Genomic DNA, 24,193 nt, shown 5'->3' on the forward strand with positions numbered 1-24,193 from the left:
AAGGCCGCCGAGGCGCAGTACACCGCCGCCGGGCAGACCATCCACTACACGTACACGGTCACCAACACCGGCGCCCAGCCGCTGACCAACATCGGCGTGGTGGACAACGGCCCCGGCACCCCGACCGTCACCTGCCCCACCGGCCCGCTCGCGCCGGGCGTCTCCGAGAACTGCACCGCGACCTACGTCACCACCGACGCCGACGTCGCCGCGGGCAAGGTCGTCGACACCGCCCAGGTGACCGGGAGCGCTCCCGGAGGCCGGACCGTCACCTCGACCAGCAACAAGGTGACCGTGCCCTACGCCGGGCTGAAGATCGTCAAGGCCGTCCAGGAGACCTCGTTCTCCGCCGCCGGCCAGGCCCTGCACTACACCTTCACCGTCACCAACACCGGTGACACGACGCTCGGTTCGATCGCCGTGACGGACTCCGGTCCGGGCACTCCGGCCGTCTCCTGCCCGGTGACCACCCTGGCCCCGGGCGCGTCCACGACCTGCACCGCGACCTACTCCACCGCCGACGCCGACGTGCAGGCCGGGAAGATCACCGACACCGCGACCGTCACCGGCACCACCCCCGACGGCACCCCGGTGACGGCGACCAGCAACACCGTGACCATCGTGGCCTGCACCCCCTGCGAGGACCAGGACCACGGCGGCTGCGACGGCAACAACTCCGGTGGCCACGGCGGCTGGGGCGACCACCACCCCGGCCCCGGCCAGTGGGACAACCACCCCGACGGCACCGCCCCCGGTGACACGTCGGCCGCCGAACACCCCGCCGGCACCCACCCCGCGCCCGTTCCCCCGCAGGAGCAAGGCCCCGCCCTCGCTCACGCCGGCTCCCAGGTGCAGAACGCCGGTATCGCCGGAGGCTGGCTCCTCGCCGCAGGGGCGCTGCTGACCCGCTTCTCCAGGACCCGCAAGCACCCGACCAGCAGCACCAGATAGACGGGAAACCCGGCACCGGGAAACAGGACCAACACCCGAACACCGGAAACCGACGGAACACACGGCCCGGGAACCCCAGATTCCCGGGCCGCACCACCACCCGCCGCACCCGGACCACACAACCCCATCCGCCCCGCCGGTCAGGGCACAGCGGCTCCCGAACCGCCCCGGGCACGTCGGCCACCGCCCCGGGCCGCGCTGCGCACGGTCCGGGGCGGTGGCGACGCGGTTCTGGTTCATCGCGCTGTGCCGCAGGATCGTCAGGGTGTCGGTCCCGCGGTGCGGGTCCGGGTGTCCGGTGGCGAGTTGGCCGGGTAGCAGGGCGTGGAAGCAGTCCGGGTGCTCGCGGGCGCCGGCTTGCGGATCCGCTGGTGTGGTCCACGCGATCCCGGTGGTGGTCACCGCAGTGCGTCGGCGCGTTGGCGCCGGGCATTTGGCCGAGCACGGCTGGCGGCCCGCGCGGCAACGGTCCAGCGTGGGATCACCGGAAGATCTCGGCCGAAGGGAAGTCTCATCATGGACGTCAGTAAGCGCCTTGCGGCCCTTGTCCTGACAGTCAGCTCGGTTTCTGTGCTCTCGCTGACGGCCGGAACCGCTGAAGCCGCGCCAATTCTCTGCGGCACGACCACTGCCGACTATGCCGGGGCGACCTACGAACTCGTACAAGGCTCGTTCAACGATCAGTACGTTTTCCAGAGCAACGGGACACTGACCCTGGCCGTCAACGGTTCCGTGGCCGGGACGTACACCGCGACCCTGCAGGCGCTGACCCTCAACGTGAGCCGCACCAATTCCACTTACACCAGCACGTTCCGTGGCTGCGACACCAGCCTGACCCAGCCCGGCTTCGTCGACCTCCGGGCCGCCACGTCCTTCCCCCGGACATCGACGCTGACCAAGATCAGCAGCTAGCCCGGTCTTCTGCGGACTTGCTTGTCAGCCGCACCCCGACGTCCTCGGTGCCGGGCGCGTAGGACGCGGGGGTCCAGGCCCGGGCGCTTTCGCGTAGCCCGGTTGTGAGGCCCGCCTGCGAGCACCTGGCAGCACCGACGCCCAGACCGTCAAGCACAACGCCGGACTCACCGGATTCAGGGCGCACCTGGATCGGCGTGGACATGGCGTCGACCGCGGCTGAGGGTGCACCTCCCCGCCGTCCGGCGCCTCCACATCACCACCCGGGGCTACGCGACGATCGGTCAACGACCTGAGACCCCACCCGGACAGAGCAGAGACCATTTCGCCGACGAGAACGCAGAGGCCCGGCGGGCGCTGTACCCGCCCGGCACCGGCCGAGTGCCGGGGCGGCACACGGTGGCCGGTCCTGGGCACGACCAGCTACCGCACCAGCGCCCCTGGCCCGGCGGGTCACGCCGTCGTCGGATGTGAGGTCCGCCCTTTGCGGACGTCGTCCCGTGTCACCCGCCACCAGGGTGTCCCACAGCGGGTCCGGCTGACCGGGCACCGTCTTGCCCAACGCCCGCCACGCGTCGGCTGGCTCTGCGTAGATCGGCTCGCCGGGCGGGCCCAGGGCCCGCGTCGCGACGCACGGCCGGTCCGAGGCGCATGCCGGACGTACATGGCAGGCCGAACGCGAAGTGAGTGTCCGGGAGTTCGGGCTTGCGCAGTTCCCACATCGCCGTGCGATCGCCACTCTTGCGGGCGCGTCCCACAGCCGCCCACACCCGGCGAAGGCGCAACTCGGCTGCCTGCCCCCTCCTCAGGTGTATTCCGGGATCGAACCCCTCTCGACGCACTCGTCCATCTTGTGCAGGTAGATATTGGAAAGGAGCGGGGAAATCACCCACCCTCCGGAATTTGGCCGTGCATGGTGTTCCAGGTCCAGCCCACACCCACTGGTCGTCGAGTGGGTGCAGGTGGGTGATTTCCGAGACCCTGCGTTTTCGGCCCTTGCGGCCGGGCTACACATGTGTGGCGGAAAGGGCGTAAAATGCGCCCCGCGATTTTGTGCGGTTGACCCGCACGGAGAGAAGCTGGAATGAGACCCATTCGTATGCTGGCCGGGGGAGCCGCCCTCGCGATGTGTGCCGCACTGGGGGGCGTGGCGTCCGCACCTGCGGCGTTCGCCGGTGCTCCGGACGCGTGTGGAGACAGCCCCCTGGACTATGTGGGCACGTTCGTGGGGACGGTCAGCATCGGCAACGGGCCCACAACGCTGACCTACACCCTGACCTATCCTACGGTGGGCAGTTACCTGGTGCAGTTGAATGTCGGCGGCGATGTGCCGGGCAACAACTACACGGCTTCGGGGCCGCTGTCCATTTCGGGTGAAGGCGGCGTCGGCAAGACGGTGAATTTCGCCGCATGGCCTCTGTATACGACTGACAACAGGATCACCACCCCGCCGGCGGCAGGCGAGGCGCTGGGTTGCGCCAATCTGTTGCCCTTGGTGGCACCGCCGTTCGTCAGCCAGTTCACAGTCAAGCAGGACGGCGGGCCCGACATCATCATGAACAGGACGATCTGACCCCCACAGTCACAGGGGTCTCGTCCTTTGGCCGGTGAGCGTGGGCCGGCGGCCGCAGCGAACCTCCCCGACACCAAAGCCCGGTGAGGCCACGGCGCCGATCGCGGTGCCAGTGTCCCCCCAAGGCCAGTCGGTGCGGGGCGCCCCCGCGGGTCGGCGAGGCTACACCCGCGATGCCGGCCAAGGATCTTGAAGGCGTGTCCGAGTCGGTTCGTTCGCCGCCACGCGCGGAGCCTCACAGGCAGGGCCGCGTCCGCCAGCCCTCTCGTTCACCGCTACTCCCCTGCCGGTCCCTCTACATGGGATAAGAGGGACCGGCAAGGGAACACCTCGCCGCTCTGCCTGCGGTGACGGTCCTCGACCTCGGCCCGCCCGCCGCCCTGGCACTCGCGGCCAAGAACACGTAGGCCGGAGCCCACGCCCGCTACGCCGCCGCCCCCAGCCCTGAGCGCCCGGACCGCGCGGTGGCCGCTACCGTCGGCCCGGCCTGCCACGCTGACCAGCTCCGGCCCGACCGCCCGGAGCGAGGCGCTGTCTCTGCCGTGGCCGGTGGCCTTCTGGCGTGCCCGCCGGGCCCGCGGCACCAGGCCATCTCCCTCGTCCCCTCGCCGAGTACCTCTCAGGTCCGGTCGGCTGCTGGGGAGTTGCGTCTGCGGCGGTCCGCATGTCAACGAGGAACTACCTGGCGCGGCTTGGCCGTGCGGATCCGGTCGGGCGTCCGCCAGCCGTCCACCGCCCGGATGCCGCCGCAGATCGCGTAGCGGTGGCCAGCCGGCAGCCCGTCCGTGGCGATCCCGGTGTCGTCGGCGACGTGGGCGAGGATGTCCTCGGCCTGGTGCCCGGCGTCGTAGGGCGGGACGACTTCGAGTCGCTCCTGAAGGGTGCGGTGCTCGCGGGGCGGCTGCTGGAAGAGGTGTTTGAGGGTGGTGTTCTCACCGGTCAGCGACTGAAGCGACTCACCGGGAATCATCTGACCCCGCAGCCGTGGAAGTCCGAGGCCCACCCGATGTGAGGCCCTGTTCGCGGGGATCGCGGAGCAGTTCTGCGCACCGGGTTTCCGCGGCTGCCCGTTCATCAACGCCGCCGCTGACTACCCCGACCCGGAGAGCGCGGTGGACACGCTGCTGATCCTGCGGCACGGCGCGATGAACCACAGCCGTTTCACCACGCCCCAGGACGTACGGAGTGGGCTGTCCGGGGCGGTGGCCGCCATCCTGGAGCAGGCTCGCGTGGGAGCTGGCGCGCCCTGACCGGCGGGACGGGACGGGTCGGGTCGGATGCGGAGGGATTGGTCCGTGTGCCTGCGGCGGGCGGTGGAGCGGCCCGGGAATCACCGGTGCGCCACCCGCCCCGAGGCTGGCACCGGCCTCGTCCTCGCTCGCAAGGGCGCCTGCTGAGTCACCCGTCAGTCGAGCCCCGGGGCTGGCCTGCCTCGACCTCGACTGCCCCCGATGCCGTAATGGGAGGCAGCCGGCTGGGTGACCCCTGTTCCGCGCCGTATGCCTCGTGACCTGCGGCCTAGCATCTACGGCATGGGCAGAGAGCCCAGTTGAGTGACGTTCTGCTGATGTGATGTTGCGGTAAGTATTCGCACATGAGGAGAACTGGCCCTATCGTCGCGCTCGCGTTCGCGCTGGCGCTCACGCTGCTCGGACGAGCCGCGCCCGCATCAGCCGACACCGTGTCGCAGCCGGCGCAGGCCGCGCCCGCTACCGCGGTTCCGGCCAACCCCACAGCCGACCAGTTCGACAGCTGGGCCAAGCTCAGCGAGAAACAGTGGCTGGAGGCCCTCGAGGAGGGCTGCATCAAGGCCGGCACCGCGGCCTGCAAGATGACCGACAAGCAGGCCCACAAGCTTCTCTCGGACACCCAGAAGCTCACCCGGGAACTGCACAACGAGATCATGAACAACCCGGCGGAAGTCGCCGAGCTCAAGGCGGTCAAAAAGGAGAAGACCCGCGCCGTACAGCTCCTCGGCGCCAAGGGGGTTGCCACCATCTCGAAGTTCACCAAGAACCCGGCTGTAAAAAAACTGAGTAAATATTCCGATAAAATCGGCGACGTCGCGGGACATTCGATCAACGGGACGTACGCGGTCCACGGACTGACCGAGGCTACCCAGGTATCGATCAGCAAGGCGATCGTGTACATGGTGCCCGTTGTCGGAGACGTCTGGTCGCTCGGCGAGGCCATCGCGGACCGCGACGTGGAATCCGGAGCGGTAGCGGTCATCTCCCTCATCGCGACCGCGGTCGCCTTCATCTACCCGCCGGCGGGAGCTGTGCTCGCGACCGCCCTGGCAGCCTACTACGTGGCGAAGATGATCATCGGGTTCCTGTGCGCCAAAGAGCGCGACTGGATCGCTGAACCCCCCGGCACCCAAAAGGAACTGTTCGAATCAGGTGCCGACATCCGATGGGAGACCCACCGTGTCGCCGGAAAGGATGTCGTCGCCATCATCCCCCCCACCGGGTCTGTGAAGCAGACACTGCTGCTGGACTCGAAATGGACCGAGTACAACGCCGGACGGCGGCCGGTCAAATACTCACTCAACGGAAAACTTTCCTTCGGCAGCGCCGGGCGCCCGAAGGCGGTCACGATCTGGCAAGGCGGTCGACAAGCCGCCAGCGCCGCCTGTGAAGACCTAACGGACATGTATGAGGTAGGAGAGGTCTCGGTCCCAGAGGAGAACATTGACTGCATGCTGAAGTCGACCGCGACCATTTCACTGGGAAATCCCGCCGTTATGGTACTGGAGTACGCTTTCCCCAAAAAAAGCCCCTGCTCCGGGACTCCGTGCGTCCCCAGCAAAGAGGCTAATGCACACCTCACGGTGAAGGCGGAGGATAAGAGTACGGTGCTTCTTGACCTCCCTTTCCGCTATGCGTTCATTTCGAAGCTGTCCGAAGTGTACGCCAGTGGGGAATTCACCTACACCTACGCGGCGGAATCTTCCACTGGGGAGTTTTCCTCCAAGGAAAAATCAATTTCCCGCCCAGAGCACGGAAGGTGCTACAACTTCGTCTCCCCGGCGCTAGAGGTCAAAAATTCCACGGACCATAAGGCGACCGTCTGGTACAGTCCGGATTGCAAAGGAACGAAGGTCACCGTTTCGGCTGGAAGCGAAGCCAAGCCCGTCAGGACTGCCGATTTCGATAGCGTCATGATCGACTGACCCCCTGGTACTGCAGTCCCAGATCTTGGAACCTTCTCGGTCGATGGGTCGGCGGTCGTGGCATGGTGATGTCTGTGACCGTCGAGGACGTGGCTGGCTGGGACGCTGGCCCTCGTGCTCTGACGGATGGTTCGGGCCGGTTGTTCAACCGGCCCGAACCAAGGCAGGTGTTCGGCGACTTCGTGCGTTCTTCACCGACTGCTGCACTGAAGAAGAACTCGTGGAACCTGGCTGAGCACGCCGGGTATGCGACGCCGCGTCGTCGAGCAGATGCTCGACGGCGCGGCGTCGCACGTCGACGCACTGCGTGAGGCGGCCCGCGACTACAACCCAGACTCGATGCCTCCGACCTGGTGCGGTCCCTTGACCTGCGCTCAAATCGCCAGGGGCTCCTTGAGTGGCTTGCAGCCTTGTGGATCACGTCCGACAGACCACTGGCCCCACGCCCTGGACCCGGTAGTACGCGAGGCGGCCCGGCCCGACCGCCTAACCGCGGTGGCCGCGCACCGCGGCGCACGCCTCGTACAGCACCGCCCACACCTCATCGATCATCGCGCCGGGCTGGCGGGACGCCTGCCGCACGAACTCTGCGGTGGTCTCCGGCTGGAGACGGCATCGCCGCACGAACTCCTGCGCGAGCGGCACGGCGGCGAAGAACCGGGCGTCCTCGGCCTTGGCGTCCGCGATGCCGAACGGCGTCCCGATCTCGTCGGCGATCTCCAGGCGGGCGTGAAGGGTCTCGTCGGTCGCCGCCCGCACCAACCGGCGCAGGTCCGGCACGCCGAGGACGTCGCACTCCTCTGGCGGGCACTCCTGGATCAGCAGCACAGCGAAGACGTAGGCGAGGTTGAGGTTGCCGAGCCCCTTCTGCTGCCGGTCCAGCTCCCGCAGCACCGGCGACTGCAAGGCAGCGGCCACCATCACGAAGTCGCCGCTCGTCTGGGCGGCGAGCAGGGTCTCGACCACGTCGGTGACGGCCTGAGGTACGGACGGCGAGAACAGCATGCCCGCCACCCTACTTCGGCCAGCAGCGCCGCCTCGCGGCCGCTGCGCCACCACCCTCACGCCAGGTGGGCGCGGGCTGCAGCCCCAGGGCTACACCCGCGCCCATCCACGTCCAGGTCGATCAGCGGCGGCCGGACAGCCGGTTGTCGTCCAGGCCCTGCGCGAGCGCATCGAGCTGCCCGGCGCCGACCAGCTCGGTCAGGCCGTGCACTGCGGAGTCCATCCTGTCGGGGCTGTCCATCCCGGCGACCCACGTCGCCATCTGCCCTTCCAGCTCCGGGTAGTGGCCGACGTGGTGGACCCGGCCCTGCTCGTACAGCTGCGCCACCGGCTCCGCCCTGAGCCTCTTGCCGACCTTGGCGTTGACCTCGACGATCAGCGGCATCAGCTGACCGCGGGTCTCCCCTTCCCGGGCAAGCTGATCCCACGCCTGGCTGAGGATCTGGCGGGCCATGTTGCCGCCGTAGTTCGCCTCGACCACGATCGCGTCCGCCTTCAGCGACAGCGCGAGACGGCAGGCGGTGAGACCCCAGTCGTTGGCGCCGAGGGTGCCGGACTCGTCGGCGACGACGTACAGGTGGTCCTGGTAGTCGAGCCCGAGGCCGACGATGCCGGTCTCGTCGTTGACGGAGCTGTCTCCGCCGGACGGGTCGACCGCAACAACCACCCGGGCCAGTTCGACGCCCGAGAACTCGACGGCGGTGATCCGGGCCGTGTCAATCCACGCCCGCCGCCACACCCCGCCCTCGACGGGGCGGGGCTTCTGCATGAACAGCGACCACCACACCCGCTCACCGACAGCGCGCCGGATCGCCGCGAGGGCCTTGCGCCCGTAGCGGGCGGGCCACAGCGGCTCTCCGACCTTCCGGCCGAGCGCGTCGTCGGGACTGTCCGCGATGGCGGGCAGGTCGATGATCGTCCAGTCGGAGGCGGTCTCCCCCGCGAGGATGCGCCCGGCAAGATCATCTTCGTCCCACCTCGTCTGGATGACGATGACGCTGCCGCCCGGCTCGATGCGGGTGAGGAGGACGGCCTGCCACCATTCCCACAACCGGCGCCTCATGGTGGGCGATTGGGCGTCCGCGGCGTCCTTGATCGGATCGTCGATGATCGCGAGATGGGCCCCTTTGCCGGTGAGGCCACCGCCGACACCGGCCGCGAACAGGCCGCCTTCCTTCGACAAGATGTCGAACCGGTTCGCGGCCTTCGACCCCGGGTGGAGGTGCAGGCCGAGCTGGTCGCCCCACGTGGTGATGGCGTCCCTGATCCACCGGCCGTGATCATCGGCCAGGTCGGAAGAGTAGGAGGCGATCATCACCCGGTGGTCCGGGCGCTGGAGCAAGTACCACAGCGGCGCCCACCGCGCCGCCCGCCGGCTCTTGCCGTGCCGGGGCGGCATCGTCAGCAGCAGACGGATCGTTTCTCCTGCCGCGATCCTGCGGAACGCCTGGTCGATCAGATCCAGGTGGGCGGCCTGCATCTCCCGGCCTTCGGTGAGCAGCGCGGCCAGCGAACCGGGCGAGTGCCGCATCGCGATGTCCCGCTCCACCTCGGCGAGTTGGACGCGGAGCTTCGGCGATGCCCGATCGGCGATCTCGCGGCGCCGGTCAGCGGGCAGCCGCCGGTACTGCGCGACCAGGTCCTGCTGCGCGCTCACTCCCGGCCCTCGCTGCCGGCCGGGTCGGTGATCGCGATCAGCGCCGCCAGTTCGTCGGCGGTGGTGTCCACCTCGATCGGGCCGCCGTCGTGCCCGGTGATCTCCGTGCGCGCCGGCTGGTCCAGGCCCAGCAGGCGAGCCCGGCGCTCCATGATGCGCAGCGCCCGATCGATCGCCTGCAGTTCGCCGTCGCGCACCGCCCGTCGGTACGCGACGAGGAACAGCCGGTCGAGGCGGGCGTCCTCCAGCGCGCGCAGCTCCTCAATGTCGGCCTGCGCGGCGGCGAGACGATGGTCAAGGGCCTGGGTCACGTCCCGGTTGACCGAGCGCACCAGCGTCTCGTCGTCCGGGCCGGGACGCCCCTTGGAGTGCAGCTCGTAGCCGTACCCGAACGGGTAGGCGATCCGATCCGAGTTCAGAGCCGGATCAGCGGCGAGCTTCCGGCCAACGGTCAGGGGGTCGGCGCCGGCAAGGCGCAGCTCGACGGCGTCGGCCCGCCGCTGAACGATCGCGGCGCGCTGGGCCCGAGTGGGGCGGGGCATGGGCGCAGGTCCTCCGTGGTGCGCCCCCGCGCCACCACCCATGATCCCCTACGAGGACCCCGTCGGCCACGTGCCGAGCGCGCCTCGCGACCGTGCCGGGGCCAGCGAGCGGACCCCTTATTACTTACTTTCCTCACTTACCTTACCGATCCGCGATCACGTTCCACGTAGGCCTCCGGCAACCGAGGCCGGGTCGCGCCCGCCGAACGGATCCGGCGGGTCGTCGGTGAACCGGGGCGGCCAGCAGAGCGTGATCGACGCCACTTCGAACTCGCTCGGCAGTTGGGAATCTGCGGGTGCCACCAGGCGCTATCCCCCTCTGAGATTCAGGAAGGGCAGATCTTGAGATAGATTTAGCTCAGAGATTGACCTAAATGCCTGATGAGGAGCGTATCTTCGCACCATGGAGGAGGTGCAGATGATGAATGAATTCATCCAGCCGGGCCTCACGGTGACCCGTCAACATGTCCACAACCGGTTCGGCGGCCGACTGCAGGGCGGGATCTCCCCGACCAAGGGGGACCACATCCTGGTCTTCATCGGCCTCCCCGAGCCCGGCAGCCCCACCCTCGGCCTGTCTCCGGACGGCACCCTCCACTACGTAGGCGAGGGAGCAAAGGGGGACCAGCAGTTCACCCAGAGCAACAGGGCTCTCCTCCGACACAAGGAGGACGGGCGAAGCATCCACGTCTTCCAGGACCGCGGCACCCGCCTCAGGGACACGGGCGAACACCGCTACCTCTACATCGGCCAGTTCGAGGTTGACCCGGACGAGCCCTACTACTACTCGGACGAGGTGGACCGGCACGGACAGGCCCGTCGCGTCATCAACTTCAGGCTGCGCCCGGTCGGCGTCGACAACGTGCCGTTCGTCGATCCGGGCTCCATCGCTCGACGCCAGCGGGAGGCAGCCAGGCGAAACAGCCCCCTGGTTGAAGCTCTGGACACTCGGGCCCCCATGCGGAACCACGAAGCCGAGCTCGTGGCGAGGTTCATCGCCCACCTCCACGCGCGCGGCCACACGACCTCACGCCTCGCCCTGCCCGTGCCGAACGAATCCGGCAGCGATCTCGTCGACCTGTTCGACGAGACCACCCAGACCATCTACGAAGTGAAGCCCTCAGCTGCGCGCATCGCGGTTCGTCACGCCATCGGGCAACTGATGGACTACCGCTGGAGGCAGGGCGGCACCGCCTCCATGGGCATCATCCTGCCGTCCGAGCCGTACCAAGACCTGCTCGACCTGTGCGCCAGCCTCTCCATCGAGGTCGTCTGGCCGGACCCGGACACCGGCTTCAGGTCCAGCAAGATCTGAGGCCGAGGGTCGCCACCCCCGGCCTCAGATCACAACCAGCCGCTCGCGTCGTTTCTCAGGCTCCGCGAGCCGGCCGCTCACCGCCCATCTCGCTGAACAGGAGCACCCCCAGTATGACCGGCTACTCCCACCTGCCGAAACTGTCGGCCAACGGGTGTTAGAGGCAACTCCCCCATACGCGCGAAGCGCCGAGCCGTCACCGGCCCGGACGCCAGAGGGCGCCCCCGAGCGCACCACCATGGCCGGCTACGGGCCGGGCGAGCCGACACAGCTCCGCCTCCCTGGCGGAGATCAACACTCCTGGGGAAACGACGTGCACCACGTCCTCGAATCGCTGTGGTCCAACGTGAACACCATGAAGGTGGCCGTGCCGGTCCTCGGCATCCTCCTGGACCTCCTGCGTCAAACTCTGACGCAGAAGCGAAACCGGACCAGCCAGCCACTCCCGAGCCTCACGACGGCACCGGACTCCGAGACGGCACCAGGGGCCGCCGCCCCAGGCCCGCTTTACCCGTCGCGACGGGTCGGCGAACTCCACCGCGCCGCCGCGCGGCGGCACCGCGGCCTGGCGGCCCGCCCGCCGGCGGCCGAGGTCCGAATCGTGGCCCAGGCCCGACGGTCACCTGCGCCGAAGGGACGTCGTGTGAACCGCCGCCGCCCAGGCAACCGCCAGTCGTAGCAGCACCTCGCCCCACCAGCGGCCCGGCACCACCACGGTGCCGGGCCGCCGCGCCTTCGCCACCAGGACCGTACGGACGAGGCGCCGCGAAGATCGCCCCCCTCGGTCCGGTCGGGGCTGCGCTCTGACTATCCTGGGCTCAGCGCCTGCCGATACCGCGAGACGCACATCTTGAGGGCCACCACCGGCAGGCACCCGTCGAACCACAGTGCACCGAGCCGAGCACCAACCAGCTGCACCGCCAGCTCGATCACGACTGCGGTGGTCGGACGTGCCAGCGATTCGGCCCGATGCATCGACGCACAGGCCAGCCCCTGCCTGCGCGGGCCCGCCTTCCTCACCGCACTGCCGCCTTCGCGCACGGACTCGACCACCAGAGCCCCCGCGACCAGTCCCGGCCTGCTTCCACGATCCCCTCTTCACCCACGCGGTGATATCACCACAGTATTTCGCTCACCCGTTTGGCGGGTCCGGCGTTCGAATTCTGGTGGCTACGCTTCATTCTCACGCTCAGGAAATTTCCTCGGGGAAATTTCCTGAGGCACCCACCTGCACCGCCAGGGTCCTGGTCGTATTTTCTCGGGCCCTGGTGAATCGAACATGAGAGGGGATCGTCGCAATGGCGGACTACTGGAACGGCATGCCTGCTGGTTCGATCGACGCGGTCTGGATCAAGAGCAGCGCAAGCGAGCCGAACGGCCAGTGCGTGGAGCTCGCACTCACCGGGGACGGGGAGATCGCCGTCCGGAACTCCCGCGATACGACGGGCCCGGCGCTGCTGTTCACGGCCGGGGAGTGGAAGGCGCTGCTGGCCGGCGCGAAGGACGGGGAATTCGACCACCTGATTACCGCCTAGTAAGCAGGCGTAAATACGAGAAGTAAACGCGCGGGCCTCGATTGTGGGACCATGGGACCGTTTAACATCCGGTCTGTCTCGCCATTGGGGCCCGCGTGTCCGTTTTTGACGCTTCTGCAACATTCTCCGGGTTTGCCCCTATGGGCCGCCCGGGGGCAGACCCGGAACAGAACCCCGCCGTCGCGGCCGTGCTGCTCGGCGCGACCTTGCTCTCGCTGCGCCTCGACCTCGGCGTGAAGCAGAACGATGCCGCGAAGCGCGCCGCCATGTCCCCTTCGAGGCTGTGCAAGCTTGAGCACGGACGCTTGCTTCCCCAGCACAAGGACGTCGAGATCCTCGCCGACATCTACGAGATCCTTCCCCGCGAGAAGTCGTGGCTCCTGATGCTCACGACGCTGGCGCACCAGCCGGCGCAGTGGCAACGGGAGGGCCTGACGGTGTCGATTCCGTCCATGTGCCAGCTGGTGGGCCTGGAGCCCGCCGCGGAGAGGCTGTGGACCTACGAGGCAAAACTCATCTCCGGCCTTCTGCAGACCGAGGCCTACATGCGGGCTGTCATGCTCAGGAGCCAGCCGCCGATGGAGCCCGACGAGGCCGAGGAACGAGTCGGGCTTCGCCTGTACCGGCAGAGGAAGTTGTTCGACAACCTCCCAGAGTGCGTCTTCATCCTCGACGAGAGCATGCTGCTCCGGCGCATCGGCGACCGCGAGACGATGGTTGGGCAGATGGACCGCCTGATCGAGATCGCGGAACGTCTCCTGGTTCAGATCCGCATCATCCCGCTAGACGGCGACCAGGTCCTCAGCGGAGTGAGCTCCCTGACACAGCTCGAGTTCGGCATGGCTGCAACGAAGCTGCCTTCCATGATCTACCTGGAGACCAGCGAGAAGGGCAAGTACTTCGTCAAGGGCGATGACGAACCGAAGGAGAAGAGCGCGCCGTCGTTCGACCGCCTCAGCACCACCATGACGATGCTGCTGAGCCAGGCCGCCGGCCGCGACGAGAGCCTGAAGATGATGAAGGAGGCCCGGCAGCGGTTTGCCCGCTGACGGGCCCGTCCTCACGGGACCCGGGCGACGCCTCCAAACTCGACCCACTCGTGGGTCTGCTGCGCACGGCGCTGGCGGAGTTCGTTGTCCGGCCGCCAGTGGGTCACGTCCACCAGGTACGGGTCGAGGACGGTCAGACCGTCGAAGTACCGTCGCACATCCAGCTTCTCGCGGACTCGGCCCCACTGGTCATCCGTGCCGTGCTTCATCAGCTTGGTGACTTCGTCCCGGACCGTCTCGTCGTCGCTCACGAGCTGGCAGATGACCATGTAGCTGCCAGGAGCCAGCCGGTCCCGCATGCGCCGGATCATCTCCTCGGGCCGCTCTCGGTCCTTCAGACAGTGGATCACCGAGACATACAGTGCAGCCACGGGCTGGCTGAAGTCGATGAAGCCGCCGTTGGAGGCCTGCTCGATGATCCGTTCAGTGTCGGTCATGCTGGCCTCGATGAAGCGGGTTCCGCTGTTCACGTCCAGCGAGGTGCGGCCGTGTGCGATCACGATCGGGTCGATGTCTATGTAGGCGACCCGGGCGTCCTGCGGGTGGATGTCCTGCGCGATCTGGTGCACGTTGGGCCTGGTCGGCAGGCCGGAGCCGTGGTCGAGGAACTGGGTGATCCCGCGTTCGCGGGCGAGGAAACGGACGACGCGTTCTAGGAACCATCTGTTGTTCAGGGCCAGTTCGCGGCTGCTGGGAGCGATCTTCAGGAGGTCCTGGCAGGCCTTGCGGTCTGCTTCGAAGTTGAGCTCTCCGCCCAGTAGCCAGTCGTACATGCGTGCTGCACTCGGGATCGAGGTGTTAATGGCATGCGCATGCCCATCCTCAGTATCCACGGCGCCCCTTCCGTGGCCGGACAACCCAGGGGGTTCCCCAGGGAGTTGGGGCCCAATCGTAGGCAGGCACACACGGCTACGCCATGAGGCTAGCCGGGCTATCGAAGCACTCGGTAGCGCGCCATGGCGAACAAGGAGCGAATTCACGCAGGTCGCACGCCGCCCCACCCTCAGATGCGCACATCTGAGGCACTGTGAGTTCTAACACTGCACTTCGGGACTGTGTGTCATGTCCGGGCAAGCATGCGAAGCGCCGCACGCAGCTCAACCTCGACGACGCCCTCGCTGACCCCCATAAGGTGCGCCGCGTCCGGCAGTTCAAATCCCAGCCGGTAGCGCAGAAGGACCGCATCCGCGGCAGGAGCGGGCAGAACAGTGTGCAACCAGTCTCCGCCGCGCCGGCCCGGCACACTGCGACGCGTCACCGCCTCACGCAGCAGAGACCAACACACCGCCGTCGGCTCTGAGCTGGCCAGCACCGAATCCCAGTCAGCCTCGGCATAGCCGAGAGTCCACGCCACCGCCTCCGCGCCGAGCTCCGCGTCATCCAGGCGAGCCCGCGCATACCGGCCGTACATCAGCCCGTACAACTGCACGAAGCCCTCGAAGCCGCTGCGCGCCCGGGAACTTCGCGCCCGGCCTCCGGGCACCAGCGGGCAGCCCGACGACCTGGTCCATGGATACGCCCGCATACCTCCGCCTCGCCGCTCATCAATGACCCCGTCCACGAAAGCGGGGCGGCCCTCCCCAGACAGAGAAGGACCGCCCTTCAGAATTCAGACCACCCACACGCGCCGGACCCGGACCACCACCTCCCGGGTACACCGCAGCAGGCACAGAAGCAGGGCCACCCGGGAGGCGGCGACCGGGCCGTCACCCAGGACAACCCAGGCGAGGAGGGGGACCGCGAGTACGCCGCTTAAACGCGCGACGACGTCAATTACCCCGATCGAGCGCAGGGCCCGGCCCGGAGAGAAATTGCTGGTAGCTTGAGGGAAATCGGAGCACGGCAGATCGCACTGCCGCCCGCCACGGAATCGTTCGAGCATGCCTATTCTCGTCGTTCTTGATCGGTTTGGTGGGGCCCCGGGCGTGGTGGGGCAACCACACCCGGGGTCATGCCGGTTGACCGGCATGAACATCAACCTACCGGCGGTTTGGGGCCGCAAGGCAGTTGAGGCCCAGACACGCAATTTCCGATTGGGCGTGGGCTCCGAAAGGGTCCAGGAAAACTTACATCTGCTCAGGAAGCATCCCGCTCCGAATCATTCCGGTCGCTTTCGCGCCCGATTGCGTCATTTCGGATCGATGCATTCCGATTGTGTCCCTATCGCGGGCGCCGTGGCTCGACCGGGTGCGGCTTCGGCGAGCCCCATCACCGCCCCCTTCGACATGCTGCCCGGCCCACGCCACCGGCCCGCCCCCTCACGGTGACGAAGCCCGTGCTCCTCTGGCCGTATCCGGGACAGCGGAAGCGCCCTCACCTGGCGCCCGGCAGCGCACACGGGCCCCGAACAGGTCACGAGGAACGCAGCGCGCGCTCGCAGTCCAGGCAGCGCCGGTCGGCGAGCGGCGGCGGGTACCAGGATTCCCCGGGGCGGGTCGGCCGGTAGTGGGCGTGCTCCATCGGCCCGGTGTCCAGGCCGCACAGGGTCTGGGCCTGTGGGTCTTCCGGCACGTCGGGGTCCGCTCCGGCGGCGTGCACGGTCAGCACGACCGGCTCGACCCCGTCCGGGCCCAGTGCCTCGTCCGGCTCCAGCTCGAACAGGACGATGATCGATCCCATGAGGTCGAGCATCACCCAGGCCAGCGCGGCTCACAGCTAGAGGTAGGCCGTCCGGGCCGCCCCGACACGACGCCGGCGCCCCTGCCCGGTCTCAGCCGGCAAGAACAAGCGGTCCCCGGCGAGGAGCAGGAACAGTGCCACCTCCAGCGACCACCTCGAACATCCCGCTGTACCCAGCATCCGGTGCCAAGCCGAGCCCCAGCGCGTACGTACCCGGCCGCAGGTCCGACGGAACGAGCCACACGAACTGGCCGGAGGCGCCGTCGACGGTGTCACTGATGGTCTGGACGGCGAACAGGGAGGTCTCGTCGCCGGTGAACAGCTTCAGCACACGGTGGTCGCCCGTCCCGCCGTCCCAGACGATCAGGCAGGGGTCACCGCGTACGACGATCGCATCGGGCGCCGGCAGGGTGACGGAGGGCCGGTCAGGGTTCGTCGGAGAGGGCCCGGTCAGGCCAACCGCGGAAAGGGCCGCCAAGCCGAGGCGCAGCAGGCCACCAAACTCGCCAGGGGTCATATCCCCCATTCAACGACAACCTGCTATGACTCGTCACTCAAACCGGCGAATACTTATCCAAACGGTCAAATCGAGCTTGGGCGGGCGCAGGTGCGCACTGTCAGCGGGGCCGTATTGGCTGGCCGAGTTCCACACGGCGGCGCACGTCGACAGCCCGCCACTCCTTCAGCGCCTCGATGATCTGAGGGCGCTGCACGTCGAACGCAGCCAGCGCGTCACGTTCCTCCCCGCAAACCACCTCCCGGCCTGACGATCACGCCCGGCGTCGGGCAGGTGGACACGGGCCACCGATCCCAGGCCGAGCGCAGCAGACCGCCGAACGCAGGCGGTTCGCATCCCCCTTCCGGCGGGGCAACCGACAAAGCGTCGCCAGCCTCCCTGGCGCGTCCCTCCGAACGGTCAACTCTTCCTTGCCACAGCGCCTTCAGCGTCGAATCGCGAACTTTCCGCGCGTTGTCGGTGGCGGCCGCGAAGGTCTCACCACACGTTGCCGGACAGCTACGGAGAGGGGGTGAACTGCGCCTTGTTGCAGGAGACTTTGCAGGCCTTCAAGTTCACCCTCGACCCCACGCCTGCCCAGGAAGCAGATCTGAACCGGCACGCCGGTGCCGCCCGGTGGGCCTTCAACTGGGCGCTGGCCCGGAAGATCGCCGCACACCGCGAGTGGCGCTCCCAGGTCGATGGCCTCGTCGAGAGCGGGCTAAGCGAGCGCGACGCCCGGAAGAAAGTCACCGTCCGGATCCCAGGCCAGGCCACGGTCAAGAAGCACCTGAACCAGGTCAAGGGCGACTCCCGTCTCGACGATGGGCGCCCCGAAGGCTTCCACGGCCCGTTCCTACCGTGCCCGTGGTGGCACGAGGTGTCCACCTACGCCTTCCAGTCCGCGTTCTACGACGCCGACGCCGCGTTCAAGAACTGGTTCGACTCCCTCACCGGCCGCCGCGCCGGCCGAGCCGTCGGCTACCCCCGATTCAAGAAGAAGGGCCGCGCGCGGGACTCCTTCCGGCTCCACCATGATGCGAAGAAGCCGACGATCCGACCCGACGGCTACCGGCGGCTACTCATGCCCCGCATCGGCTCGGTGCGCATCCACGACTCCACCAAACGCCTCGTCCGCCTCATCGCCAAGGACAGCGCGGTCGTCCAGTCCGTCACCGTCTCCCGCGGCGGAAACCGCTGGTACGCCAGCGTCCTCGTCAAGGTCACCCGAGACATCCCCGACAAGCCGACCCGCGCCCAGACCGAACGCGGCACCGTCGGCGTCGACTGGGGCATCTCACACCTCGCCACCCTCTCCCAGCCCCTCAACCCGGCAGACCCGGCGAGCGTCCACGTCGACAACCCCCGCCACCTCAACGCCGCCACCCGCCAACTCGCCAAGGCCCAGCGCACCCTGTCCCGCACCCAGCGCGGATCCAACCGCCGCACCCGGGCCGCCCGCCACGTCGGCGCCATCCAGCACCGCATCGCCCAACGCCGCGCCACCACAATCCACCAGCTCACCAAGCAGCTGGCCACCCGCTTCGCCACCATCGCCATCGAAGACCTCAACGTCACCGGCATGAGCGCATCGGCGAAGGGCACCGTCGAGAAGCCCGGCCGCCGAGTCCGCCAGAAGGCGGGCCTCAACCGAGCCGTTCTCGACGCTTCCCCCGGCGAACTCCGCCGGCAACTCACCTACAAGACTTCCTGGCACGGCTCCAGCCTCGCGGTCGCCGACCGCTGGCACCCGTCCAGCAAGACCTGCTCAGCCTGCGGGACAGTCAAACCCACGCTGTCCCTGGCCGAACGGGAGTACCGCTGCACCACCTGCGGCCTGACGATCGACCGCGACCTCAACGCGGCCCGCAACATCGCCCGGCACGCCGTCCCTCTGGTAGAGGGGGACGTTAAAGCCCGTAGAAGTCCGGTAAGCCCCGCCCGCGAGGGCGAGCACGGACGCGCCGAAAGGCAGACGCGGGAAGGCCCACCGCCACCAGACGACGGGTCACCTCGGAGGGGGTAATCCCCCGACAGCCCCCACCCGAGCACGCTCGGGCCACAACTCCACAGAGAGCAAAGAATGCGCAAAGCCCACACGAAGGCCCAGCTCACGAAGGGTGCGGCCCGAGCGCGTGGGGGCTGACCCCGGGCGGACCTCAGCTTCCAGATCACTGCGGAGTGCGGCCCGAGCGCGTGGGGGCTGACCCGACACCTCCACGCCCGCCTCCGAGAGGTCCCGGTGCGGCCCGAGCGCGTGGGGGCTGACCCATGGGCGAGCGGATGGGCGGCGGCCTGGTGGCGTGCGGCCCGAGCGCGTGGGGGCTGACCAAGAGCCGACCCTGGCCGAGCTGCCCGCCGGCCGTGCGGCCCGAGCGCGTGGGGGCTGACCGATCTCCTTGTAGCGCCTGCCGTCCCCGAGGTGGTGCGGCCCGAGCGCGTGGGGACTGACCGCCATCCGGGCGTGGCCAGATGCGATCGCGATCGTGCGGCCCGAGCGCGTAGGGGCTGACCGAGTGAGAAAAGGGCTCCGCGGGCCAGCTGTCCGTGCGGCCCGAGCGCGTAGGGGCTGACCGGTGTGGTTCGGGTGACGGGCGTGCAGGGTGCAGCGCGGCCCGAGCGCGTAGGGGCTGACCGGCCCAGCAGATCGAGCGCGACGCCGCGTTCGCGTGCGGCCCGAGCGCGTAGGAGCTGACCGTCGCCCTCGGCGTCCGGGCCCGGGGTGTAGTGGTGCGGCCCGAGCGCGTAGGGGCTGACCAGTCGCCTTGACCAGACCGTCGCTCAGCACGTCGCGCGGTCCCGCAGGGCGGCTGTCTCGTCATCGGCGCGGGTGAGCGAGGCCTGCACGACGCAGACGGGCCGGGGCCGCCCATCCGACCATGGCGTCTGCGAGGTGCGCCAGCGCGCTCCCGTCCGCTGCGGCACCCGGGGGCTCCTGGCCGGGCCGCTCACCAGAGGCTGAAGTTTCACGGTTTCGGTGGCACACGGGCGGCCGCTGCGGAATCGTCGGTGCCGGCGCCTCGCCGAGCGGGCGTCTCAGGCAGGCAGATTACTGGAGGGGTGCCATGGGCGAGCGGGAGACGTGGACGACGGACGAGTTCGGAGACTCGCACAAAGGCGCCGTCGGAGTACTCCTGGCCGACGGCACCGTTCCCCGCCCTGCCTTCTTCCCCATGGCAGACCAAGGAGGCGGGCATACCACCTCTCAGTGGAACGTCTACGACGGCCGCCACGGCCTCACCCCGCGGGCGCACGCGCTCCGCGCCGTCTGCTCCTGCGGCTGGACCGGCCCGGAGCACCAGGTCGACTGGAACGGTGACGGCGCGCAGGAGTTCGACGACGCGGCTCACGAACTGGCGTACGCGTGCGAGCAGGAGTGGGACGAGCACACCACCGAGGTCGAGATGTCGGCCGTGGCCATGCCGGATGACATCACGGACCTGATTCGCATCCTCGGGGACAAGCTCGACAAACTGGGGACGGAATCTCCACTGGTGGCGCTCAGGGTCGTGCGGATGCTGGAGTTGACTGCCGAGCGGAGCGCACGGCGGCCAGCTCGTATTGCCCAGTATGACTTGGGACTTGAGCAGAGCGCCGCAGGCCTCGGCCTGAACGAGGACGGTGCCCGACGGTTACTGTCCCGCTTCGGCCGCTTCTCGCCCTACAGCTGACACCGCACCCAGAGGCCGGTTCCCCGAGCCGGGTCTCATCAGGGCTCCGCCTCTCACGGGGCACCGCCGCCCGCAGAAAGGCCTGGGTGACGGAACCCTCCCACCGCTGCTCACGGCCAAGGCGCACCCTCCGCAGGCTGGGCCACGGGGTACTGACAGCACCCCGGGGCTACCGGTCGGGCAGCCCCGGGGTGGGCAGCGTCAGTGTGTGGGGCGAGGGCCGGGCGGATCCGTGATCAGGCCGACGGGCTCCTGGCTGTCGAGGTCCTGCTCGGCGGCGCCAAATCGCAGCTGGTGCGGGGCCGGGCCGGCTGGCCGGGCATTCCGGGTGTCGGGGCCGCCGGTGTCGTTGCCGGTGGCCTTCTCGGCGCGCGGCGGCTTCGGGAGGAGTTCGCCTTGGCCGTTGCCGGGCCGCAGGGTGGTGATGCGGGGCCGGTCGCCGTGGACGTGGGGGACACCACGGGCGCGGAGGTGGTGGGCGAACTGCCAGTTGCGGCAGGTGCGGAAGAGCGGGTCGCCGGCGTGGGGGTCGTCGTCGGGGATGTCGGCGTCGGTGAAGGGGATGGGTCGGATGCCGTCGAGGTGGACGGTGAGGTCCTGGACGGCGAGGTCTTGGGTGTGGCCGGGGGCGGCGGATTCGAGGGCGAGGTGGGGGTTGTCGGCCCAGCGGTAGGGGCCGGTGGTGACGCCGCACAGGTACCAGGCGAAGGCGTGCGGGAACTCGTTGAGTTCGACGGTGGCGTGGCGGGTGGTCTCGTCGATGTGGCGGCTGTAGCGGCCGTGGAGGGCGACGGCGCAGTGGCGGCTGAGGTCGATGCCTGTGACGTACTTGAGCCACAGGTGCCGGTACCGGCGCTGTCCCGTCTCGATGGTGATGGACGCCAACTCGACCATCCTGTCTGCTAGTTGATAAACCCTTTCACTTATATTTTATACTCTTGATTGGTGGTGTCCTAGCCGCCGTCCCGCTCCCGACAGGCCCGCATCAGCACCTCCACCAACGGCCGGTGCCGGTTGTGCCGGTACTCCCCCGGGTACTCCATGTTGAACTCCAGCTCCAGCGCCGCCCGCCGCTCCTCCTCCGGCAGCGCCCTCGGCTTGCGGCACACCGCGTAGATGTTGCTCCCGTTCGGATTGCCACGCACCTCCACCTCGTCGAAGTAGCGGCCCATCAGCGACCGAAGCGACTCAGGATCATGGAACCTCTGCATCGTCCACACGCCGGCACGAAAGCTCGCAGTGAACCCGTTGTCGTCCAGGAACTCGACGCTGCGCCTGTACCGGCCGTTGTTGCGGGCCTTCTTCCCGCCGACCCTGCGCGCGACCGAGCCGAGCGACCTGGTCCCGGTGTAGAAGGTGCCGTCCTTGGCGAGCAGCGAACTGCAGGCGGCGACCACGGCGTTCTCGAACTCCAGGGAGGTGACGGAGTTCAGCACGCTGTCGAGCACGACGACGTCGTACAGCCCCTGGGCGGGGATGTCCCGTTGGAGGTCGCGGATGTGCGCGACCGTGGCGGCCACGTCGAGCGCGTTCTGCTTCCCGGCGGCCTTGACGTGCGGCTCGTACCAGTGCGCGTCCCAGCCCTGCGACTTGATCCGCTGGATGTAGGCGAGTTCTCCGGCGCCGAAGTCCATGACCCGCTGGCCGGGGCGCAGCGCGGGCAGGACGTGCTGCTCGTACGTGGTGGACTTGTTGGAGTCGCCTTCGTCTCCGCCGAGGCGGTGCATTTGGCACCAGTGCTGGTTGTAGGCGCGGATGCCGAGTTGGGTGTAGTCGTAGACGCCGTAGTCGCCGTCCAGCCACACGGCGAGTTCGTCGGCTTCCTGGACGGACAGGCGGTAGCACAGCAGCGGCAGTTTGAGGTCGGCGGCGACGACCGCGTAGTCGTTGTTGAGGATGACCCTGCCCTGGTGGTCGGCGACGACGGAGCCCCAGGTGCCGTAGCGGGTGACCAGGCGGCGGATCTCGGCCTGGATCGCCGGGTTGGAGCGGGATACGGCGGTGACGTCCTCGGGCTGGATCCACTCCCAGCCGTGGGCGTCCGGCCCCGACGCGGGCACTCGCACCTTCGAGCCGTCGGTCTCGATCGAGTTGTGGAGCAGGTTGAACTGGACTTCGTCCTGGGTGGAGACGTGGCCGTCGAGGAGAATCGCCGGTGCGTGGCTCTGGCCGATCGCCTTGAGGGACTTGGTGCGCTGGTGGCCGGCGACGAGGATGCCGTTGCCGTTGACGATCACGGGCTTGACGCACCCGAAGAGGGCCAGGGACCGCTGGAGCCGGTCGAAGGCCTCCTCGGACAGGCGGCGGGGGTTGTACGGGGCGGGCTTGAGCCCGTCGATCGCGTACGCCTCGACGAACTTAGGCATCGACGGCCTCCTGCTGCGCGTCGTGCTGGTCGAGGAGGTAGTGCGCGAAACCGGTGTCGGTACCCCTGCTCGTGTAGAAGGCGTCGTGGATGTTGTTCAGCCGCTCGACCTCGTCCTTGGTGATCTGCACGCGGGTAGTGCCCCACTGCACGAAGCCCCACTGCAGATGCTCGTCGGCGGTCTTGTCGCCCTCGCGGTCGGTCGTCTCGGCGGCGAGCTGCGACGGCAGCTCGATGCCGTCGAGGAGGTCGTCCACGGCGTCCTGGTCGTAACCGGTCCCGTCGAGGTCGGGCAGGGCACCCAGGATGTCGGCCAGCAACTCGGTGTCGTACCCGGCCAAATCCGAGGTGCGGTTGTCCACAATCACGATCTTCGCGGCCGCGTCGTCATCGACGTCGATCCAGGAGACCGCGATCTGGTCCCAGCCCCGCTGAACGGCGGCGTCCCAAGTGTGGTTGCCGGCGAGAATTTCGTTCAGGCGGCCGGTGAGAGCACCCCGGTTGACGACGATCGGCTTGTACTGGCCGTTCCAGTACAGGGAGTCGGCAACGGAGTTCACGTCGCCACGCCGCGGGTTGCGGTGGTACCGGGTGAGGTCGCCGATCGGAACGGCGAGAGGCAGCAGGGAGTCGACGATCCGGTCGATCGGTGCAGGCACGAGCTGGTCCTTCGTAGGCCGATTCCCCGCGCCCTACGCCGCAACAGCCTAGACGACCCTCAGGTACCCCTCAGGCGGACCCAACGCGCGCCTTGACACTAAGAGAGCAAGTCGTAACAATCGGCGACCAATGGGATTGCTCTCTGAGGGCAACCAGAGATCGGGATCACGGCACGACTCCGCTCCTCCGACGAGGACGAGGAGACGACCCGCCCAGGAAGCCGACGGCTTAAGGCACCTGGGGCGTTCCCGAATCCCAACGTCATCGAAACCACCTGCAACAACGAGCAAAGCTCCATGTGGCGCTGCTCAACTTGTTCCACCGAGACTTGGCGTCGGCAGAGTCTCGGCTCAACCACCGTCCATCGGAGGTCGAGCCGAGCCTGCCCTGCGCCGGACCCGCCCGCCTCTGACCGAAGGAGCATGGGGGTCCGCGTGCATACGCTCGGCTGGGTGAGCGCGGCGGTTTTGAGCATCGCCGGTCTCGGTACGATCGCCAGGATGCTGGTCGGTCAGCTAGGGGCGCTGCTCGACACGGTGGCGAAGCATGGCCCTGCCGCGGTGAGAGCGATCGAGGCGGTCCGGCGGATTGCGGACGCTTGGGGGGCTGCGTTCCCCAAGTCCGAGGCCACCAAGGCCTGTCGAACCGGTCGTTCGCCAGCTACGGCC

21 protein-coding genes, 1 pseudogene and 1 CRISPR repeat array are annotated in these 24,193 nt (G+C 68.4%); of the genes and pseudogenes, 10 read left to right on the forward strand and 12 right to left on the reverse strand.

Annotation, left to right across the window (positions count from 1 at the left end; genetic code table 11):
- From ACFWPT_RS05385 to ACFWPT_RS05395, 3 genes and pseudogenes are all read left to right on the forward strand, one after another.
- Positions 1 to 951, forward strand: a pseudogene (locus ACFWPT_RS05385) (hypothetical protein); the annotation flags it as partial.
- 516 nt (positions 952 to 1,467) lie between these two features.
- Positions 1,468 to 1,863 carry a hypothetical protein gene (locus ACFWPT_RS05390; RefSeq protein ID WP_380479695.1) on the forward strand — a complete coding sequence of 132 codons (396 nt, stop codon included), beginning with the start codon at positions 1,468 to 1,470 and terminating at the stop codon, positions 1,861 to 1,863.
- 1,213 nt (positions 1,864 to 3,076) lie between these two features.
- Positions 3,077 to 3,436 (forward strand): hypothetical protein, encoded by a 360-nt coding sequence (locus ACFWPT_RS05395; RefSeq protein WP_380479697.1) that lies wholly within the window; start codon positions 3,077 to 3,079, stop codon positions 3,434 to 3,436.
- A gap of 667 nt (positions 3,437 to 4,103) precedes the next feature.
- On the opposite strand, the gene ACFWPT_RS05400 is transcribed toward ACFWPT_RS05395, so the two are convergent.
- Positions 4,104 to 4,406: a hypothetical protein gene (locus ACFWPT_RS05400; RefSeq protein ID WP_380479699.1), complete on the reverse strand. Its 303-nt coding sequence runs from the start codon at positions 4,404 to 4,406 to the stop codon at positions 4,104 to 4,106.
- A 142-nt stretch (positions 4,407 to 4,548) separates the two neighbouring features.
- Here ACFWPT_RS05400 and ACFWPT_RS05405 point away from each other — a divergent pair, with 142 nt between their 5' ends.
- Positions 4,549 to 4,686, forward strand: coding sequence for a hypothetical protein (locus ACFWPT_RS05405; protein WP_380479701.1), 138 nt, complete (start codon positions 4,549 to 4,551; stop codon positions 4,684 to 4,686).
- Between the two features lie 344 nt (positions 4,687 to 5,030).
- Positions 5,031 to 6,611 (forward strand): hypothetical protein, encoded by a 1,581-nt coding sequence (locus ACFWPT_RS05410; RefSeq protein ID WP_380479703.1) that lies wholly within the window; start codon positions 5,031 to 5,033, stop codon positions 6,609 to 6,611.
- A 486-nt stretch (positions 6,612 to 7,097) separates the two neighbouring features.
- Here the strand turns inward: ACFWPT_RS05410 and ACFWPT_RS05415 are convergent, their stop codons facing one another.
- The 3 genes from ACFWPT_RS05415 to ACFWPT_RS05425 all read right to left on the reverse strand — a co-directional run bounded on the left by ACFWPT_RS05415 (position 7,098) and on the right by ACFWPT_RS05425 (position 9,815).
- Positions 7,098 to 7,616: a hypothetical protein gene (locus ACFWPT_RS05415; RefSeq protein WP_380479705.1), complete on the reverse strand. Its 519-nt coding sequence runs from the start codon at positions 7,614 to 7,616 to the stop codon at positions 7,098 to 7,100.
- A 121-nt stretch (positions 7,617 to 7,737) separates the two neighbouring features.
- Entirely contained in the window at positions 7,738 to 9,273 is a 1,536-nt protein-coding gene (locus tag ACFWPT_RS05420) for a terminase large subunit domain-containing protein (protein ID WP_380479707.1), read from the reverse strand.
- Positions 9,270 to 9,815, reverse strand: a complete 546-nt coding sequence (locus tag ACFWPT_RS05425; protein WP_380479709.1) for a hypothetical protein — start codon at positions 9,813 to 9,815, stop codon at positions 9,270 to 9,272. The genes ACFWPT_RS05420 and ACFWPT_RS05425 overlap by 4 nt, the downstream gene beginning before the upstream one ends.
- 403 nt (positions 9,816 to 10,218) lie before the next feature.
- Here ACFWPT_RS05425 and ACFWPT_RS05430 point away from each other — a divergent pair, with 403 nt between their 5' ends.
- On the forward strand, positions 10,219 to 11,130 hold the full coding sequence (locus ACFWPT_RS05430) for a hypothetical protein (protein WP_380479711.1): 912 nt from the start codon (positions 10,219 to 10,221) through the stop codon (positions 11,128 to 11,130).
- Positions 11,131 to 11,937: 807 nt separating this feature from the next.
- Here ACFWPT_RS05430 and ACFWPT_RS05435 read toward each other — a convergent pair.
- Positions 11,938 to 12,183, reverse strand: coding sequence for a hypothetical protein (locus tag ACFWPT_RS05435; protein ID WP_380479713.1), 246 nt, complete (start codon positions 12,181 to 12,183; stop codon positions 11,938 to 11,940).
- Positions 12,184 to 12,428: 245 nt separating this feature from the next.
- On the opposite strand from ACFWPT_RS05435, the gene ACFWPT_RS05440 reads away from it, so the two are divergent.
- Both ACFWPT_RS05440 and ACFWPT_RS05445 read left to right on the forward strand, forming a co-directional pair.
- Positions 12,429 to 12,665, forward strand: a complete 237-nt coding sequence (locus ACFWPT_RS05440) for a DUF397 domain-containing protein (RefSeq protein ID WP_380479715.1) — start codon at positions 12,429 to 12,431, stop codon at positions 12,663 to 12,665.
- A gap of 95 nt (positions 12,666 to 12,760) precedes the next feature.
- The gene (locus ACFWPT_RS05445; RefSeq protein WP_380479717.1) at positions 12,761 to 13,714 is read left to right on the forward strand and encodes a helix-turn-helix domain-containing protein; all 954 of its coding nucleotides are present in this window, start codon (positions 12,761 to 12,763) and stop codon (positions 13,712 to 13,714) included.
- Positions 13,715 to 13,725: 11 nt separating this feature from the next.
- On the opposite strand, the gene ACFWPT_RS05450 is transcribed toward ACFWPT_RS05445, so the two are convergent.
- The 4 genes from ACFWPT_RS05450 to ACFWPT_RS05465 all read right to left on the reverse strand — a co-directional run bounded on the left by ACFWPT_RS05450 (position 13,726) and on the right by ACFWPT_RS05465 (position 16,850).
- Positions 13,726 to 14,547 carry an SAM-dependent methyltransferase gene (locus ACFWPT_RS05450; RefSeq protein ID WP_380479719.1) on the reverse strand — a complete coding sequence of 274 codons (822 nt, stop codon included), beginning with the start codon at positions 14,545 to 14,547 and terminating at the stop codon, positions 13,726 to 13,728.
- Positions 14,548 to 14,774: 227 nt separating this feature from the next.
- The gene (locus ACFWPT_RS05455; RefSeq protein WP_380479721.1) at positions 14,775 to 15,143 is read right to left on the reverse strand and encodes a sigma factor-like helix-turn-helix DNA-binding protein; all 369 of its coding nucleotides are present in this window, start codon (positions 15,141 to 15,143) and stop codon (positions 14,775 to 14,777) included.
- Between the two features lie 923 nt (positions 15,144 to 16,066).
- Positions 16,067 to 16,333, reverse strand: a complete 267-nt coding sequence (locus tag ACFWPT_RS05460; RefSeq protein ID WP_380479723.1) for a hypothetical protein — start codon at positions 16,331 to 16,333, stop codon at positions 16,067 to 16,069.
- A 91-nt stretch (positions 16,334 to 16,424) separates the two neighbouring features.
- Positions 16,425 to 16,850 carry a Ser-Thr-rich GPI-anchored membrane family protein gene (locus ACFWPT_RS05465; protein WP_380479725.1) on the reverse strand — a complete coding sequence of 142 codons (426 nt, stop codon included), beginning with the start codon at positions 16,848 to 16,850 and terminating at the stop codon, positions 16,425 to 16,427.
- A gap of 523 nt (positions 16,851 to 17,373) precedes the next feature.
- On the opposite strand from ACFWPT_RS05465, the gene tnpB reads away from it, so the two are divergent.
- Both tnpB and ACFWPT_RS05475 read left to right on the forward strand, forming a co-directional pair.
- A complete protein-coding gene (gene tnpB / locus ACFWPT_RS05470) occupies positions 17,374 to 18,855 on the forward strand; it encodes an IS607 family element RNA-guided endonuclease TnpB (RefSeq protein WP_380479727.1) in 1,482 nt (493 codons plus the stop codon).
- Between the two features lie 94 nt (positions 18,856 to 18,949).
- A CRISPR array of direct repeats spans positions 18,950 to 19,587; the repeat unit is 28 nt; unit sequence GTGCGGCCCGAGCGCGTGGGGGCTGACC.
- A 307-nt stretch (positions 19,588 to 19,894) separates the two neighbouring features.
- Positions 19,895 to 20,500: a hypothetical protein gene (locus tag ACFWPT_RS05475; protein ID WP_380479729.1), complete on the forward strand. Its 606-nt coding sequence runs from the start codon at positions 19,895 to 19,897 to the stop codon at positions 20,498 to 20,500.
- A 201-nt stretch (positions 20,501 to 20,701) separates the two neighbouring features.
- On the opposite strand, the gene ACFWPT_RS05480 is transcribed toward ACFWPT_RS05475, so the two are convergent.
- The 3 genes from ACFWPT_RS05480 to ACFWPT_RS05490 form a co-directional block, all read right to left on the reverse strand.
- Entirely contained in the window at positions 20,702 to 21,385 is a 684-nt protein-coding gene (locus ACFWPT_RS05480) for a hypothetical protein (RefSeq protein WP_380479731.1), read from the reverse strand.
- 68 nt (positions 21,386 to 21,453) lie between these two features.
- Entirely contained in the window at positions 21,454 to 22,866 is a 1,413-nt protein-coding gene (locus ACFWPT_RS05485; protein ID WP_380479733.1) for a ParB N-terminal domain-containing protein, read from the reverse strand.
- Positions 22,859 to 23,524 (reverse strand): ParB N-terminal domain-containing protein, encoded by a 666-nt coding sequence (locus tag ACFWPT_RS05490; RefSeq protein ID WP_380479735.1) that lies wholly within the window; start codon positions 23,522 to 23,524, stop codon positions 22,859 to 22,861. The genes ACFWPT_RS05485 and ACFWPT_RS05490 overlap by 8 nt, the downstream gene beginning before the upstream one ends.
- Between the last annotated feature and the right edge of the window lie 669 nt (positions 23,525 to 24,193).

Source organism: Kitasatospora sp. NPDC058478 (genome assembly GCF_042720345.1).
Taxonomy (GTDB): Bacteria; Actinomycetota; Actinomycetes; order Streptomycetales; family Streptomycetaceae; genus Kitasatospora.

Bases quoted from the DNA above. Each gene is read 5' to 3' on its own strand.
- ACFWPT_RS05390 (WP_380479695.1), top strand. From the start codon at position 1,468: ATGGACGTCAGTAAGCGCCTTGCGGCCCTTGTCCTGACAGTCAGCTCG.
- ACFWPT_RS05400 (WP_380479699.1), bottom strand. From the start codon at position 4,406: ATGATTCCCGGTGAGTCGCTTCAGTCGCTGACCGGTGAGAACACCACC.
- ACFWPT_RS05410 (WP_380479703.1), top strand. From the start codon at position 5,031: ATGAGGAGAACTGGCCCTATCGTCGCGCTCGCGTTCGCGCTGGCGCTC.
- ACFWPT_RS05415 (WP_380479705.1), bottom strand. From the start codon at position 7,616: ATGCTGTTCTCGCCGTCCGTACCTCAGGCCGTCACCGACGTGGTCGAG.
- ACFWPT_RS05425 (WP_380479709.1), bottom strand. From the start codon at position 9,815: ATGCCCCGCCCCACTCGGGCCCAGCGCGCCGCGATCGTTCAGCGGCGG.
- ACFWPT_RS05430 (WP_380479711.1), top strand. From the start codon at position 10,219: ATGGAGGAGGTGCAGATGATGAATGAATTCATCCAGCCGGGCCTCACG.
- ACFWPT_RS05440 (WP_380479715.1), top strand. From the start codon at position 12,429: ATGGCGGACTACTGGAACGGCATGCCTGCTGGTTCGATCGACGCGGTC.
- ACFWPT_RS05460 (WP_380479723.1), bottom strand. From the start codon at position 16,333: ATGGGATCGATCATCGTCCTGTTCGAGCTGGAGCCGGACGAGGCACTG.
- ACFWPT_RS05465 (WP_380479725.1), bottom strand. From the start codon at position 16,850: ATGACCCCTGGCGAGTTTGGTGGCCTGCTGCGCCTCGGCTTGGCGGCC.
- ACFWPT_RS05475 (WP_380479729.1), top strand. From the start codon at position 19,895: ATGGGCGAGCGGGAGACGTGGACGACGGACGAGTTCGGAGACTCGCAC.
- ACFWPT_RS05485 (WP_380479733.1), bottom strand. From the start codon at position 22,866: ATGCCTAAGTTCGTCGAGGCGTACGCGATCGACGGGCTCAAGCCCGCC.